We start from the raw sequence: 13,731 nt of genomic DNA, 5'->3' as shown, positions 1-13,731 counted from the left end.
GCCCCGCCCCGGCCCCGGCCGCGCGCGGGCGGGCGGCCGCGGCGGCCCGCCCGCGAACTTTACGGCCGCGAACGGCGCGAGCACCGACGTTTGATGGCATTATGCGTAGTTCCCATGATGTCCGGGACGGAAAGGAGGGGGCGTGCCGGAGGCGCAGCCGCTGCGGCCCCACGACCCCCGCCGCCTCGGCTCGTACGAGCTGACCGGCCGCCTCGGCGCCGGCGGGCAGGGCACCGTGTTCCTCGGCGCGGCCCCGGACGGCGCGCCGGTCGCGGTCAAGCTGCTGCGCGTGCAGTTCGACGACGACGACACGGCGCGGAGCCGGTTCGTCCGGGAGGCGGCCGCCGCGCGGCAGGTCGCCCGGTTCTGCACGGCGCAGATCCTGGACGCCGACGTGGCGGGCGACAGCCCGTACCTGGTCAGCGAGTACGTGCCCGGCCCGGCGCTCAGCCGGCAGGTCTCCCGCGAGGGGCCGATCTCCGGCGGCGCGCTCGACCGCCTCGCGGTCAGCACCGCGAGTGCGCTCACCGCGATCCACCGCGCCGGGATCGTGCACCGCGACCTCAAGCCCCACAACGTGCTGCTCGGACCGGACGGTCCCCGGGTGATCGACTTCGGGCTGTCGCGGGCGCTGGACGCGGCGAGCGCCGTCACCAGCCGCGCCGTCGGCACCCCCGCCTACATGGCGCCCGAGCAGGTGGCGGGCGGGGACGTCGCCGAGCCGTCCGACGTGTTCGCGTGGGGCGCGACGATGACGTACGCGGCGACCGGGCGGCCCCCGTTCGGCGCCGACTCCATCCCGGCCGTGATCTACCGGGTGCTGCACCACGAGCCCGAGCTGGGCGACCCGGCGGACGGCCTGGACGGCGAGCTGCGCGGCCTCGTGGAGGCGGCGCTCAGCAAGGACCCCGCGCACCGGCCCACCGCCGCGCAGCTCCTGCTGCGCCTGGTCGGCCACGAGGAGGCGTTCGCCCCCGCCTCCCCGGCCCCGTCCCACCGGGGCCGGGCCCCGTCGCGCCCAACGCCCACGCGGACGGGGCCGGAGCCCCCGGCCTGGACACCCTGCCGCCCGCCGCGACGCAGCCCGGCGCAGGGCACAGCGACGCGGCGGACGCGGCGGACGCGGCGCCGCCGGCCGAGGTGACGACCGACGACGTCCCGCCGCCCGGCCCCGGCCCCGGCCCCCGCCGGCGGCACGGGAAGGGGCTGGCCGTGGGCGTCGCGGCGGCCGTCGTCGCGGCGCTCGCGGGCGCGGGCGGCGCGTACGCGATGCTCGGCGGGTCCGAGGAGGACGGCCCGTCCACCGCCGTCCCGCCGCCGCCCGCTTCGCAGGTGCCGCCGTCCGCGTCGCCGTCCGCGTCCAGGCGGCACCACGGGACGGCCCGGCCGGGCGGCGAGCCGTCCTCGCCCGGCCGCGGGGAGGGCACGCCGACCCGCAACGCGCACGCGCCGGACGGCGGGACGCGCCCCGGCGGCGGGCGGCCGGACCCGACGGGCGGGCCGCCGCCGGCCTCGGTCGTGCTGGGCTCGCCCAGCCCGGCCCGGTACTGCGCGGAGCGCGACCGCAAGCCCGACTTCCGTTCCACCCAGTGGTACTGCGTGCCGGACGGCGGCATCGGCGTCGACACCTACATCACGATGGCGCAGGTCTGCGCGGAGCAGTACCCGGGCTCCAAGGCGCGCCTGAACGGGGACGCCGGGTCGCCGGGCGACTGGGACTGCTACGTCGTGAGGTGACGGAGCCCGGAAGCGGCGGCAGGGGTGTTGTGGTGGGACGGCGCCATGAGCAAGTATTCGCTTACCTCCCCCGACGGAAGGGTTGCCCGTGACCTCCGACGCCGACGCCCCCGCCCCGGCCGACGCCCCCGCCCCCGCCGCGCCTCCGCTCGCCGCCTCCCCGGCAGTGGACCGCCGGGTGCTGCGGCTGCTCGCGTCCGAGCCCGCCGTCATGCTCGCCGCCGGGCGCGCGCTGCTGCTCCAGGTCGCGCACCCCCGGATCGCGCAGGGCGTCGCCGACCACAGCGACCTGCGCAACCGGCCGCTTGACCGGCTGTTCGGGACACTGGACTTCCTCACCATCGTCGCGTTCGGCACCGAGGAGGAGGCCGAGCGGATGGGCCGCGCGATCCGCCGCATGCACGAGCGGATCACCGGCCCCGGCTACTCCGGCAACGACCCCGCCCTCCAGGTCTGGGTGAACGCGACGCTGATCGACGCGGCCCTGTTCGTCTACGAGGACGTCCTGCGCCGCCCGAGCGGCGACCTCGCGGCCGACTACATCGACCAGGCCCGGTTCGTCGCCGACGTGCTCGGCTGCCCGCCCGGCGCGCAGCCCGCCGACCTCGCCGCGTTCCGCGCGTACGTGGACGGCATGGTGGCGTCGCTGGACGTCACCGAAACCGGCCGGGAGGTCGCGCGGGCGGTGCTGTGGTCGCGCAAGCTGCGGTGGCTCGGGCCCGCGCTGTGGCTCAACCGGTTCATCACGACCGGCCTGCTGCCCGAACGGATCCGCGACCAGTACGGCCTGCCGTGGAGCGCCCGCAAGGACCGGATCCTGTGGTTCCTGCTCCGCACCGGCGCGTTCTTCTACCGGCTGGTGCCGGGCCGCCTGCGCCGCGCGGGCATCCCGCTGATGCTCTGGACATCGCGCCGCCGCGTCGCGCGGAGGGCGAGGAAGTTCGCCGCCCGCCCGGACGCGGGCACCGGCACCGGCACCTGACCGGCTAGCCTGACTCCACGGTCAAGTCACGCATCGGCACGGAGCCGTTACGGCGGTCCGTAACGACGCCGCGCCTGCGGCGAACCGGCACCCCGGACGGCGCGCGAGATCAGAGGGCCACGCCCAGCAGGGCGTCCGCCAGCGCGCGGATCTTGAGCGGAGCCCCCAGGTCGTCGCCCGGGAACGCCGCCCACGCGTCGACGGCCTCCAGCGCCTCGGGCGTGCGGAGGTCGTCCACGAGCGCCGCGCGGACGGCCGCGGCGACGGGGGCCGCGTCGGGGCCCGCCGGACGGTTCGCCGCCTCGCGCCACTTCGCCAGGCGCTCCTCCGCCGACGACAGCTCGGCCTTCGACCACTCCCAGTCGGAGCGGTAGTGGTGGGCCAGCAGCGCCAGCCGGATCGCCATCGGGTCGACGCCCTCCTGGCGCAGCCTCGACACGAACACGAGGTTCCCGCGCGACTTGGACATCTTCTCGCCGTCCAGCCCGACCATCCCCGCGTGGACGTACGCGCGGGCGTGCGGGCGCTCGCCGGTCGCGACCTGGGCGTGCGAGGCGCTCATCTCGTGGTGCGGGAACGCCAGGTCCGAGCCGCCGCCCTCCACGTCGAACGCCATCCCGAGGTACTCGATCGAGATCGCCGAGCACTCGACGTGCCAGCCGGGGCGGCCCTCCCCGAACGGGGAGTCCCAGCCGGGCTCGCCGGGACGCCGCGCGAGCCACAGCAGCGCGTCGAGCGGGTCGCGCTTGCCGGAACGGTCCGGGTCGCCTCCGCGCTCGGCGAACAGCGGCGCCATCGCGGAGCGGTCCAAGCGGCTCACCTCGCCGAAGTCGGGGTCGGCCGCGATCGGGAAGTACACGTCGCCGTCCACGAGGTACGCGGCGTCCTTGGCGCGCAGCTTCTCGATCATCTCGGTGACGAGCGGGATGGCCTCGACCGCGCCGACGTAGCGCTCCGGCGGCAGCACCCGGAGCGCGGTCATGTCGTCGCGGAAGAGCTGGATCTCGCGGTCGGCCAGCTCGCGCCAGTCCTCGCCGGTCTCGGCCGCGCGCTGGAGCAGCGGGTCGTCGACGTCGGTGGCGTTCTGGATGTAGTGCACCCGGTGCCCGAGATCGCGCCACACCCGGTTGACCAGGTCGAACGCCAAATAGGTGTTGGCGTGCCCGAGATGGGTCGCGTCGTAGGGGGTGATGCCGCACACGTACATCCGGGCCGTCTCGCCCGGATCGGTGGGCCGCACGCCGCCGCTCGCGGTGTCGTACAGGCGCAGCGGGCCGGCCGCGGCGGCCAGTCCTGCGTCGGTCAGTCTGGGGACTTCGGGAGCGGGCCACGATCGCATACCTGAGAGCTTATCCATGGCGGCTTGTCGTAATACGCGCAGGCTCGCACCGTTCCGCGAAGATCGTCCGCGGACCGGACGGGTGGTCGTCCGGGGCCCGCCGGGCACGGCCGCCCGGCGGGCCGGTCAGGCCAGGCGGACGCGCGGGTCCAGGAACGAGTAGCCGACGTCCACGACCAGGTTGGCCACGATCACGAACAGCGTCACCATCAGCGTCACCCCGATGATCACCGGGGTGTCGCCGAGCGCGATCGACTGGTAGACGAGCTGCCCGACGCCCTGGAGGCCGAACACCTTCTCGGTGACGATCGTGGAGCCGATCAGCGCGCCGAGGTCGATGCCGAACTGCGTCACGACCGGGGTCAGCGCCGACCGCAGCCCGTGCCGGTACACCACCCGCCGCTCGGTGACGCCCTTCGCGCGCGCGGTGCGGATGTAGTCCTCGCCGAGGACGTCCAGCATGGCCCCGCGGGTCAGCCGCGTGTACATCGCGACCATGAGGAACGCCAGCGCGGCCCACGGCAGGATCATCCGCTGGAAGAAGTGCTCCTGCAAGGGCGGCCCCGCCTCGAAGAACCGGAACCCCGCCTCGCTCAGCTTGGTCGAGAAGAGGAACAGCAGGATCAGCGCCATCACGAACGGCGGCGTGGACAGCCCGACGAGCACGAACACCGTCACGGCCCGGTCCCACAGGCTGCGGGCGCGGGTCGCGCTCAGCACGCCGGTCACGACGCCGCCGACGAACCACACCACCCCCGCGCCGAGCACCAGCCACAGCGTCGTCGGCAGCCGGTTGGCGATCAGGTCGGTGACCGGCGTCCCGTTGATGTAGGAGTCGCCCAGGTCGCCCTGGACGAGCCGCTTGAGGAAGTCCCAGTACTGGACGATCACCGGCTCGTCCAGGCCGAGGTTGCGGCGGATCTGCTCCAGGGTGTCGGTCGTGGCGCGGGGGCCGCCGATGACCCGTTCGACCGGGACCGGGGAGACGTGCAGGAAGACGAAGACCAGGGTCGACACCAGCCACAGCACGAGGATCGCGTACAGCAGCCTGCGGATGACGAAGCGCGTCATGGCGGTTCACTTCCTCCCGGCGACCCGGTCGCCGCGGGGGTCCAGGGCGTCCCGGATCCCGTCGCCGAGCAGGTTGAACGACAGCGTGGTCAGCAGCAGCAGGACGCCGGGCACGATGAGCAGCCACCACGCCGTCTGGAACACGTCGCTGCCCTCGCCGAGCATCGACCCCCAGCTCGGCATCGGCAGCCGCACCCCGACGCCGAGGAACGACAGCGTGGCCTCGAACACGATCGAGGTGGGGATCAGCAGCGAGGTCAGCACGGTGACCTGCGCGACCAGGTTGGGCAGCACGTCCACGAGCATGATCCGGACGTTGGAGGCGCCGAGCGACCTGGCCGCCTCGACGAACTCCTTCTGCTTCAGCGACATCACCTGCCCGCGGATGATGCGGCCGAACGCGGCGAACGAGAAGAACGCGATCACCAGGATCGTCATCGTCAGGCTCGCGCCGACCGAGGAGATCTGGAACGTGGTCGCCAGCATGATCGCGACCAGCAGGTACGGCAGCGCGAGCGTGATGTCCATCAGCCGGGCGAGCACCGTGTCCAGCACGCCGCCGACGAACCCGGCGAGCGTCCCGACCAGCACCCCGGCGATCGAGGCGAGCACGGCGGCGCAGACGCCGACGACCAGGGAGATCCGGGCGCCGTAGGCGGAGCGGACGAGCACGTCGCGGCCGAGCTGGTCGGCGCCGAGCCAGAAGTCGCCGCTCGGGCCCTTCGGCAGGCCGTCCGGGTCGAGGCCGGTCTTCGGGAACGTCTGGTCGTAGGGGTGCCCGGTCCAGCTCGCCCACACCGGCGCGAGCGCCGCGAACAGGACCATGAGGGCCAGCACGGCGATGGAGGCCACCGCCAGCCTGTCGCGCCGGAACCGGCTCCAGGCGAGCTGGAACGGGGTCCGGCCCTGCACCCGCACCGGCTCGGCGTCCGCCGGGATGATGTCGGGCTCCAGCTCGGAGTAGCTCATCGGTCGGCCTCCGGGAGGTCGGGCTCGGTGGAGACCTGGGCGATCACGGCCTGCCGGCCGGAGAGGCGCTCGCCCGGCTCCACCGGGAAGTGGCAGGCGGTGGGGTGGGACGGCGGGTCGCCCTCGCGGGGGACGAGCTCGGGGTCCTCGCTGACGCAGCGCTCGCGCGCCTTCGGGCAGCGGGGGTGGAAGCGGCAGCCCTTCGGGGGTCCACCGGGGACGGCACGTCGCCGATCAGCACGATCCGCTCGGCGCGCTCGGCCTCGTCGGGGTCGGCGACCGACGCGGCCGACAGCAGCGCCGCCGCGTACGGGTGCCGGGGCGCGCGGTAGAGGTCCTCGCCGTCCGCGGACTCCACGACCCGGCCGAGGTACATGACGGCGACGCGGTCGCTGACGTGCCGGACGACCGACAGGTCGTGCGCGATGAACACGTAGGTGAGGCCGAGCTCCCCCTGGAGGTCGTTCAGCAGGTTGATGACCTGCGCCTGGATGGACACGTCGAGCGCGGACACCGGCTCGTCGCACACGATCAGCTTCGGTCTCAGCGCGAGCGCGCGGGCGACGCCGATGCGCTGGCGCTGCCCGCCGGAGAACTCGGCGGGGAACCGGTTGTAGTGCTCGGGGTTCAGCCCGACGAGCTCCATCAGCTCCTGGACGCGGCGCTTGCGGTCGGCGCCGTCGGCGAGGCCGTGGATGGCGAACGGGTCGCCGATGATCGAGCCGACGCGGCGGCGCGGGTTCAGCGACCCGTACGGGTCCTGGAAGATCATCTGGACGTCCCGGCGGAACGCCTTGAGGCCCGCCTTCGACAGCCCGGTGATGTCGGCGCCCTCGAACAGGATCCGGCCCCGCGTCACCGGGTGCAGCCCCGTGATGCAGCGCGCGAGCGTGGACTTGCCGCAGCCGGACTCCCCCACGATCCCGAGGGTCTCGCCGCGCCGCACCTGGAGGTCGACGCCGTCGACCGCGTGGACGCGGGCGATCTCCCGCTTGAACACGATCCCCTGCCTGATGGGGAAGTGCTTGTAGACGCCCTCGACCGACACCAGAAGGTCGTCCTGCCCGCCGCTCACTCGCCGCCTCCGTCCGCGCGCGTCCAGCCCGTGCCGGGCTCCTCACCGGGTCCGCCGCCGCCGGGGCCGCCGGTCTCGCGGCCCCCGCCCCGCGGCCGCCGGCCTCCCTGCCGCCGCCCGGCTCGCGGCTCTGCGTGCGCCCGCCGGGCGCGCCGCCGGGCCCGCCGCCGCCCGGCTCCCAGCCGGGCCGCTCGCGCGGCTCGCCGCCGAGGCCGCCGGGCGCGCCCCGCGGCTCCTCGTACTCGGCGGGGACGCCGGTCTCGCCGAGGACGGTGGTGTCGGCCGCGCCGGTGTCGGACGTCCCCGGCGGGCGGGCGGCGGCGCCGGTGCGGCCGTCCTCGACCGCGCGGCGCCGCAGCGCCTCGGCGTCGTCGCCGCGGCCGAGCGCCTCGTCCGGCAGCCAGCACGCCGACACGTGCGCGGGGTCGTCGGCGACGGGGGCGAGCGGCGGGTCCTCGGTGCGGCAGCGGTCCATCACGTACGGGCAGCGGGGGTGGAACACGCAGCCGGACGGCAGGTTGATCAGGCTCGGCGGCTGGCCCGGGATCGGCTTGAGGCGCCGCCTGCCGCCCGCCGCGGACGGCACCGACTCCAGCAGGCCCTTGGTGTAGGGGTGGTGCTGCCGGTAGTAGGCGGAGCGGCGGCCCCCGCGCTCGGCGGGCCTGCCGCCGTACATGACCAGCACGTCGTCGGCCATGTCGGCGATCACCCCGAGATCGTGGGTGATCATGATGAGGGCGGTGTCGAACTCGCCCTGGAGCCGCCGCATCAGGTCGAGGATCTGCGCCTGGACGGTCGCGTCGAGCGCGGTGGTCGGCTCGTCCGCGATGATCAGCTTGGGGTTCAGCGCCAGCGCCATCGCGATCATCGCGCGCTGCCGCATCCCGCCGGAGAACTGGTGCGGGTACTCGTCGGCGCGGCGGGCCGGCTGGGGGATGCCGACGAGGCCGAGCATCTCGACGGCGCGCTTGCGGGCCTGCGTCCTGGAGGCGCCGCGGTCGTGCGCCCGGACCATCTCCTCGATCTGCCGGCCGACCTTGTAGAGGGGGTGCAGGCTGGACAGCGGGTCCTGGAAGATCATCCCGATCTCGGCGCCGCGCAGCGCGCGCATCGCGCGGTCGCCGAGGGTCAGCAGGTCGGCGCCCTCGAACAGGGCGGAGCCGCTCACCCGCGCGCCGGGCGTGAGCCGCATCAGGGTCTGGGTGGTGACGCTCTTGCCCGAGCCGGACTCGCCGACGATGCCGAGCGTGCGGCCCCGGTCCACCTCGAACGACACGCCGCGCACCGCGCGGACCACGCCGTCGGGGGTGGGGAAGGAGACCCGCAGGTCGGTCACTTCGAGAAGACTCATCGACGCCCCTTCGCGTCCGGGATGGGGTTCGTCCGGGCGCCTCGCCCCCGCGCGTGCGCGGCGTGCGGCCGCGCGGGTCCGTCCGCGCGGGGGACGAGGCGCCGCGCGGCTAGGAGACCTTGGCCTGGCTGAGGTCGTACGCCTGGTACGACGGCAGGTACAGCGCGTTCTTCACCCGGGACGAGTGGAAGATCGGGTACTTCTGGTTCATGAACGGCACCACGGCGGCGTCCTGCATGATCTTCTTGTCGGCCTGCGCCCAGAAGCCGGCCGCGGTGTTGACGTCCTTGGCCTTCAGCGCCTTGTCGATCAGACCGTTGACCGCCGGGTCGTCGTAGCCGCCGTAGTCGGTCGAGTTGGCGCCGTACTGCCGGCCGTCGAACAGCGGGACGATGTTGGTGCGGCCGTTGTTGCCGTACCAGTCGGGGATCCAGCCGGGCGCGGCGATGTCCCACTTGCCGGACTTGGCGTCGGCGGGCGTCACGAGGGTGGTGTTGTAGAACGTCCCGTTGGTGTCGGGCGTCGGGTTGGCGGTGATGCCGCACGACTTCAGGTTGGCCTGCACCGACTGCGCGATCTTGGAGTGGTTGCTGTTGGTGCGGTAGGGGAACTTCAGCGTGATCCCGTTCGGGTACCCGGCGGCGGCGAGCATCTGCTTGCACTTGGCGGGGTCCCCGCCGTTGTTCGGCGTCGGGTACAGGTTGAACGGCTGATGGCCGACGCTGCGCGGCGGGATCACCTGGTTGAGCGGCTCGGACACGTCCGGGCCGCCGTAGATCTGGATCAGCGCGGTCTTGTCGATCGCGTAGTTGACCGCCTGCCGCACCGCGGCCTTGCCGAGCGCCCCGCCGTTGTTGGGGCTGAGGGTGTTGAAGACCAGGTACGGGTTGTTGGTCGACCCGTCCATGATCTTGAAGTTGGGGTTGGACTTCAGGCTGGGGATCTTGGCGGTCGGGACGGTCTGGTCCCACGCCAGGTCGGCGGTGCCCTGCTCCATCTGCTGCTGGACCACGTCGGGCGAGTCCTGGCCCATCGTGATCTGGATGCGGTCGGGGTTCTGCGCCCGGAGCTGGTCGGTCTCCTGCTTCCAGGCGGGGTTCTTGTCGAGCACGTACTCCTTGTTGGGCGTGTACGAGGTGATCTGGTACGGCCCGTCGGAGATGGTGTGCCGCCGGAAGTCGGGGCTGTCGGGGATGTACCGGTCGTACTCCGCGGGCGCCGCCGCCGCGAACTGCATGCCGAGGATGTTGGTGAAATCGCTGGCGGGCTGCTTGAGCTTGACGACGAGCGTCTTGGCGTCCTTGGCCTGGAGGCCGGCGACCTGGTTGTCGTTCTGGTAGCGGGCGATCGCGGCGGCGCTCTTGGCGTCGGCCTTGTCGAAGCCCTTGCAGAACGCGTCCATCCCGACGATGGTCTCGCTGTAGTACGCCTTGCCGCCGGACGGCTTGGCGGGGTTGCAGACGCGCTTGATGCCGCGGACGTAGTCGGCGGCGGTGACCTCCCGGGGCGGTTGGGTGTTCCACTGGACGCCCTGCCGGATCTTGATGGTGTAGGTCCGGCCGTCCTTGCTGAGCCCGCCGTTGCCGGTCGTCGGGATCTCGGCGGCGGCGTCCGGCCGCACCTTGATCGCCTCGTCGAAACTGTCGGCGCCCTTGAAGCTGAACAGCGTGCGCGCGAAGTTGCGGCTCAGCATGCTACTGATCGTGGTGTAGCCGCTCGCGGTGTCGAGGTGGTCGACGTCGGCCGAGCCGACGACCTTCAGCGTCCCGCCGCGTCCGCCGCCGCCTCCCCGCCGCCGTCGTCCCCGCCGCCGCAGCCGGCCAGCGCGAGCGCCACCGCGCCCAGCCCGGCCGCCAGCGCCGCGCCCCGTCCTGCCACCGTCATCCCCATCTCCCCGGTTCCCCCGTCCGACGACCGATTCCTCGGGCGGTCCCGTGGCGCCGCCCGCGGCGCTCCACGAAGATCGCACTAGGTAGTCAAATTAGCACTCAGAGTCAGAGGCGCGTGCGCGGCGGCCCTCAAAGTGCCGGACGGATGTCAGGCGGCGATGCCGGGGCTCCCCCGGTCCGCGGACCGAGGGAGCCGGTGCGGTGACCGGTGCGGTGACCGGTGCGGTGACCGGTGCGGCGGCCGGTTCAGCGGCCGGTGCGGCGGCCGGTTCAGAGGACGCGGGTCCAGGCGTCCGCCGCGCCGGGGTCGGCGGAGAAGTCGTAGCGCGCCTCGGACGGCGACAGGGCGACCAGGCTGACCGAGGTGGTGCCCCACACGCGCCCGCCGCCGAGGTCGAGCTGGGGCAGCAGCGCGCGGTGGTCGAAGCGGGGCACGCCGCCGCCGTTCACGAGCGGCAGCCACTCGCCCCACGCCTCCGCGACGCCGTCCTCGCCGCCGGGGACGGGCAGGGGCCGGACGGCGCGCTCGAACCGGGGCCTGAAGTGCTCCAGGCGCGCCGCCATGTAGGCGTCCTCGGTCTGGCCGACCTGCTGGTCCTCGCCCTCCAGGCCGCTGTTGACGACGGCGTGCAGGCCGGGGCCGAGGTCGCGCTGGACGAGGGCCCCGCCGTTCCAGCTCCACAGCCGCACCCGGTCGGGCTCGGCGCCGATCAGGTGGAACGGGTCGTAGCGCGGCAGGTCGATCTCGCCGAGCTTGCCCTCCGCCGCCGTCAGCAGCGGCAGGCCGCCGCGGGAGAGGCGCTCGGGTTCGGGGGCCATCCGGCCGCGGCCGTTCAGCACGGTGGCGACGCGCGGCGCGACGGGGTCGACGGCCAGCCACGTCCCTCCGGCGCGCAGGTCGCGCCCGGCGACCAGGCCGGGGCGGTCGGGCCAGTGGTGGCCGGGGGGCTCCCACGAGCGGGCGAGGAACTCGTCCCGCACGCCGACGAGCAGGACGGGCACCGGGGAGGCGGGGTCGACGCTGACGATCGCCGTACACATGCCCCTTATTTGAGCATCATTCACAATCCGGGCGGACGGCGGGGGTGCCGCGAGGCCGGGCGGGCCCGAGCCCCGCTACAGCGGCGGCCACGGGATCGCGGGCCAGTCCTCCGGGGGGTACGGGTGGACGCGGTGCTTCAGCATCAGCTCGACGCGGCGGCGCGTCGCGTCGACCTCCTCGGCGGTGAGCAGCCCGCCGAGCCGCTCGCCGAGCGGACCCGCGCGCAGCCCCGCCTCGACCCGGCCGAGCGCCTCCACCGACTCGGCGGTCAGCGGCTTGCCGCGCCACTGCCACAGGACGGTGCGCAGCTTGTACTCCACCGAGAAGCACACGCCGTGGTCGCAGCCGTACACGTGGCCGTCGCCGGGGGGCAGCAGGTGCCCGATCTTGCGGTCGGCGTTGTTGACGACCGCGTCGAACACCGCCATCCGGCGCACCGCCTCGTCGTCCGAGCGCGACAGCGCGACCAGGTCGACGTCGGGGTCGGGCTCCACCCAGAGCTGCACCATGCCGGGCCCGTACGGGCCGTCGCGGTGCACCGTCGGCGGGACGACCCGTACGCCCATCGCCTCCGACACCAGGTAGGCGGCGACCTCGCGCTCGGCGAGGGTGCCGTCCGGGAAGTCCCACAGCGGGCGCTCGCCCGCGACCGGCTTGTAGACGCACGCGGCGCGCCTGCCGTCGTGCTCGATCGCGCAGTAGAGCGTCGCGTTGGACGCCTGGACGAGCCGTCCCTCCACGGTCAGGCGCCCGTTCAGCAGCAGCCGCTCGGCCGCCGCGACGTCGTGCGGGGGGACGGCGGGCGCGCCGCCCGCGCCGGAGCGCCCGGCGGGACCGTCGCCGGCGGGGGTGCGATCCCGGGAGGACTGCGTCATGCGCCCATTCTCCCGGTCCGCGCGTCCATGATCCAGCACGCCGCCATCTCAGCCCAGGTACCCGTTCTGGCGCGGGCACACGTGGCCCTCCTCGCCGAGCGGCAGTCCGCACAGCGGGCACGGCGGGCGGCCCGCCGCGACCACCTTCAGGGCCCGTTCGGCGAACGCGCGGGCCTGCGCGGCGGTGACCCGCACCCGCAGCACCGCGATCGCCGGGTCGTCGTCGCCGACCTCGGCGTCGTCGTCCTCGCCCTCGGTGACCTCCTGCGCCTCGATCACGACCCGCTCGTCCTCGGGGTCCCAGGCGAGCGCCATCGTGCCGACCTTGAACTCCTCCTCGACCGGCTGGTCGAGCGGCTCGTCGTCGTGCAGCTCCGACGGCGTCACCGCGGGGACCGGCGCGCTGCCGCCGCTGCGGCGCAGCACCTCGTCCAGGAGCTCCTCAAGGCGTTCGGCCAGCAGCGTCACCTGGAACTTCTCCAGTCCGACGCTGGTCACTCGGCGCCCGGACCTGGCCTGGAGGTAGAAGGCGCGGTCCCCGGGCCGCCCGACGGCGCCGGCGACGAACCGGTCCGGCAGTTCATAGGAGATGACGGGCATGACCACGACCCTACGCGCCGCCGCCGACCGGCGCGTCACTGCTCCCGCCGCCCGCGGGCGGCGCGTCCGCGCCGCCGTCCCCGGCGGCCGGGTCGGCGGGCTTCGGCAGCAGGCCCTCGGCGCCGCCGCCGGTGTCGTTCGTCCGGACGACGAACGGGCGCAGCTCGGTGTAGCGGATCGCGGTCAGCGACGCGGGGTCGGCCTGGATCCGCTGGAACTGGTCCAGGTGCAGGCCGAGGGCGTCGGCGACGACCGCCTTGATGATGTCGCCGTGGCTGCACACCAGGTAGGCGGCGTCCGGGCCGTGCTCGGCGGCGATCCGCGCGTTCCAGTCGCGGACGGCCCGGACCGCGCGGTGCTGCGCCTCGGCGAGCGACTCGCCCTCCTCGCCGGGGAACCGCGCCGCGCTCGGGTGCGCCTGGACGACCCGCCACAGCGGCTCCTCGGCGAGCTCCTTGAGGGGACGTCCCGTCCAGTCGCCGTAGCGGACCTCGCCGAACCGCTCGTCCACCTCGATCCCGCCGACCGGCTCGGCGTGTCCCGCCGCGACGGCCTCGGCGGTCTCCAGGCAGCGGTCCAGCGGGCTGGACACCACGGCGGCGAGCGGCACGGCGGCGATCCGCTCGGCGAGCGCGCGGACCTGCGCCCGGCCGCGGTCGTCCAGGCCCAGCCCGGGGGTCCAGCCGGCCAGCACGGGCCCGGTCATGGCGGTCAGGCCGTGCCGGACCAGCAGAAGCGTCGTCACGGCACGCACTCTACGAGATCCCCGCGCCCGCGGAGATCTTGGAGTCCGTCGTCCGC

General features: G+C 74.2%; 12 protein-coding genes and 2 pseudogenes. 3 read left to right on the top strand and 11 right to left on the bottom strand.

The window, feature by feature from the left end:
- The first annotated feature begins 142 nt into the window (after positions 1–142).
- From GEV43_RS38130 to GEV43_RS38120, 3 genes are all read left to right on the top strand, one after another.
- Positions 143–1,144 carry a serine/threonine-protein kinase gene (locus GEV43_RS38130; RefSeq protein WP_309240150.1) on the top strand — a complete coding sequence of 334 codons (1,002 nt, stop codon included), beginning with the start codon at positions 143–145 and terminating at the stop codon, positions 1,142–1,144.
- On the top strand, positions 1,141–1,737 hold the full coding sequence (locus tag GEV43_RS38125) for a hypothetical protein (protein ID WP_160825541.1): 597 nt from the start codon (positions 1,141–1,143) through the stop codon (positions 1,735–1,737). Before GEV43_RS38130 ends, GEV43_RS38125 begins: the two co-directional genes overlap by 4 nt.
- Positions 1,738–1,825: 88 nt before the next feature.
- Positions 1,826–2,719: an oxygenase MpaB family protein gene (locus tag GEV43_RS38120; protein ID WP_160825540.1), complete on the top strand. Its 894-nt coding sequence runs from the start codon at positions 1,826–1,828 to the stop codon at positions 2,717–2,719.
- 109 nt (positions 2,720–2,828) lie between these two features.
- Here GEV43_RS38120 and mshC read toward each other — a convergent pair whose 3' ends face one another.
- The 11 genes and pseudogenes from mshC to GEV43_RS38070 all read right to left on the bottom strand — a co-directional run bounded on the left by mshC (position 2,829) and on the right by GEV43_RS38070 (position 13,675).
- Positions 2,829–4,058 (bottom strand): cysteine--1-D-myo-inosityl 2-amino-2-deoxy-alpha-D-glucopyranoside ligase, encoded by a 1,230-nt coding sequence (mshC, locus tag GEV43_RS38115; RefSeq protein WP_160825539.1) that lies wholly within the window; start codon positions 4,056–4,058, stop codon positions 2,829–2,831.
- Positions 4,059–4,184: 126 nt separating this feature from the next.
- Positions 4,185–5,129, bottom strand: coding sequence for an ABC transporter permease (locus GEV43_RS38110; RefSeq protein ID WP_160825538.1), 945 nt, complete (start codon positions 5,127–5,129; stop codon positions 4,185–4,187).
- A 6-nt stretch (positions 5,130–5,135) separates the two neighbouring features.
- Positions 5,136–6,098: an ABC transporter permease gene (locus GEV43_RS38105; protein ID WP_160826080.1), complete on the bottom strand. Its 963-nt coding sequence runs from the start codon at positions 6,096–6,098 to the stop codon at positions 5,136–5,138.
- Positions 6,095–7,173: pseudogene (locus tag GEV43_RS38100) on the bottom strand (ABC transporter ATP-binding protein). Before GEV43_RS38100 ends, GEV43_RS38105 begins: the two are co-directional and overlap by 4 nt.
- 457 nt (positions 7,174–7,630) lie before the next feature.
- Positions 7,631–8,524, bottom strand: a pseudogene (locus tag GEV43_RS38095) (ABC transporter ATP-binding protein); the annotation flags it as partial.
- A gap of 109 nt (positions 8,525–8,633) precedes the next feature.
- Positions 8,634–10,217, bottom strand: a complete 1,584-nt coding sequence (locus tag GEV43_RS38090; protein ID WP_241684196.1) for an ABC transporter substrate-binding protein — start codon at positions 10,215–10,217, stop codon at positions 8,634–8,636.
- A gap of 65 nt (positions 10,218–10,282) precedes the next feature.
- A complete protein-coding gene (locus GEV43_RS54255) occupies positions 10,283–10,408 on the bottom strand; it encodes a hypothetical protein (RefSeq protein ID WP_302931355.1) in 126 nt (41 codons plus the stop codon).
- A 275-nt stretch (positions 10,409–10,683) separates the two neighbouring features.
- Positions 10,684–11,454 carry an NRDE family protein gene (locus GEV43_RS38085; protein ID WP_160825537.1) on the bottom strand — a complete coding sequence of 257 codons (771 nt, stop codon included), beginning with the start codon at positions 11,452–11,454 and terminating at the stop codon, positions 10,684–10,686.
- A 75-nt stretch (positions 11,455–11,529) separates the two neighbouring features.
- Positions 11,530–12,330, bottom strand: a complete 801-nt coding sequence (locus GEV43_RS38080) for an SCO1664 family protein (RefSeq protein WP_160825536.1) — start codon at positions 12,328–12,330, stop codon at positions 11,530–11,532.
- Positions 12,331–12,378: 48 nt separating this feature from the next.
- Positions 12,379–12,930, bottom strand: coding sequence for a DUF3090 domain-containing protein (locus tag GEV43_RS38075; protein WP_160825535.1), 552 nt, complete (start codon positions 12,928–12,930; stop codon positions 12,379–12,381).
- Positions 12,931–12,940: 10 nt separating this feature from the next.
- A complete protein-coding gene (locus GEV43_RS38070) occupies positions 12,941–13,675 on the bottom strand; it encodes a histidine phosphatase family protein (protein ID WP_160825534.1) in 735 nt (244 codons plus the stop codon).
- Positions 13,676–13,731: the final 56 nt, after the last annotated feature.

The organism is Actinomadura sp. J1-007 (assembly GCF_009793335.1).
Lineage (GTDB): Bacteria > Actinomycetota > Actinomycetes > Streptosporangiales > Streptosporangiaceae > Spirillospora > Spirillospora yumaensis.
This window is presented reverse-complemented; position numbering and strand designations above follow the sequence as displayed.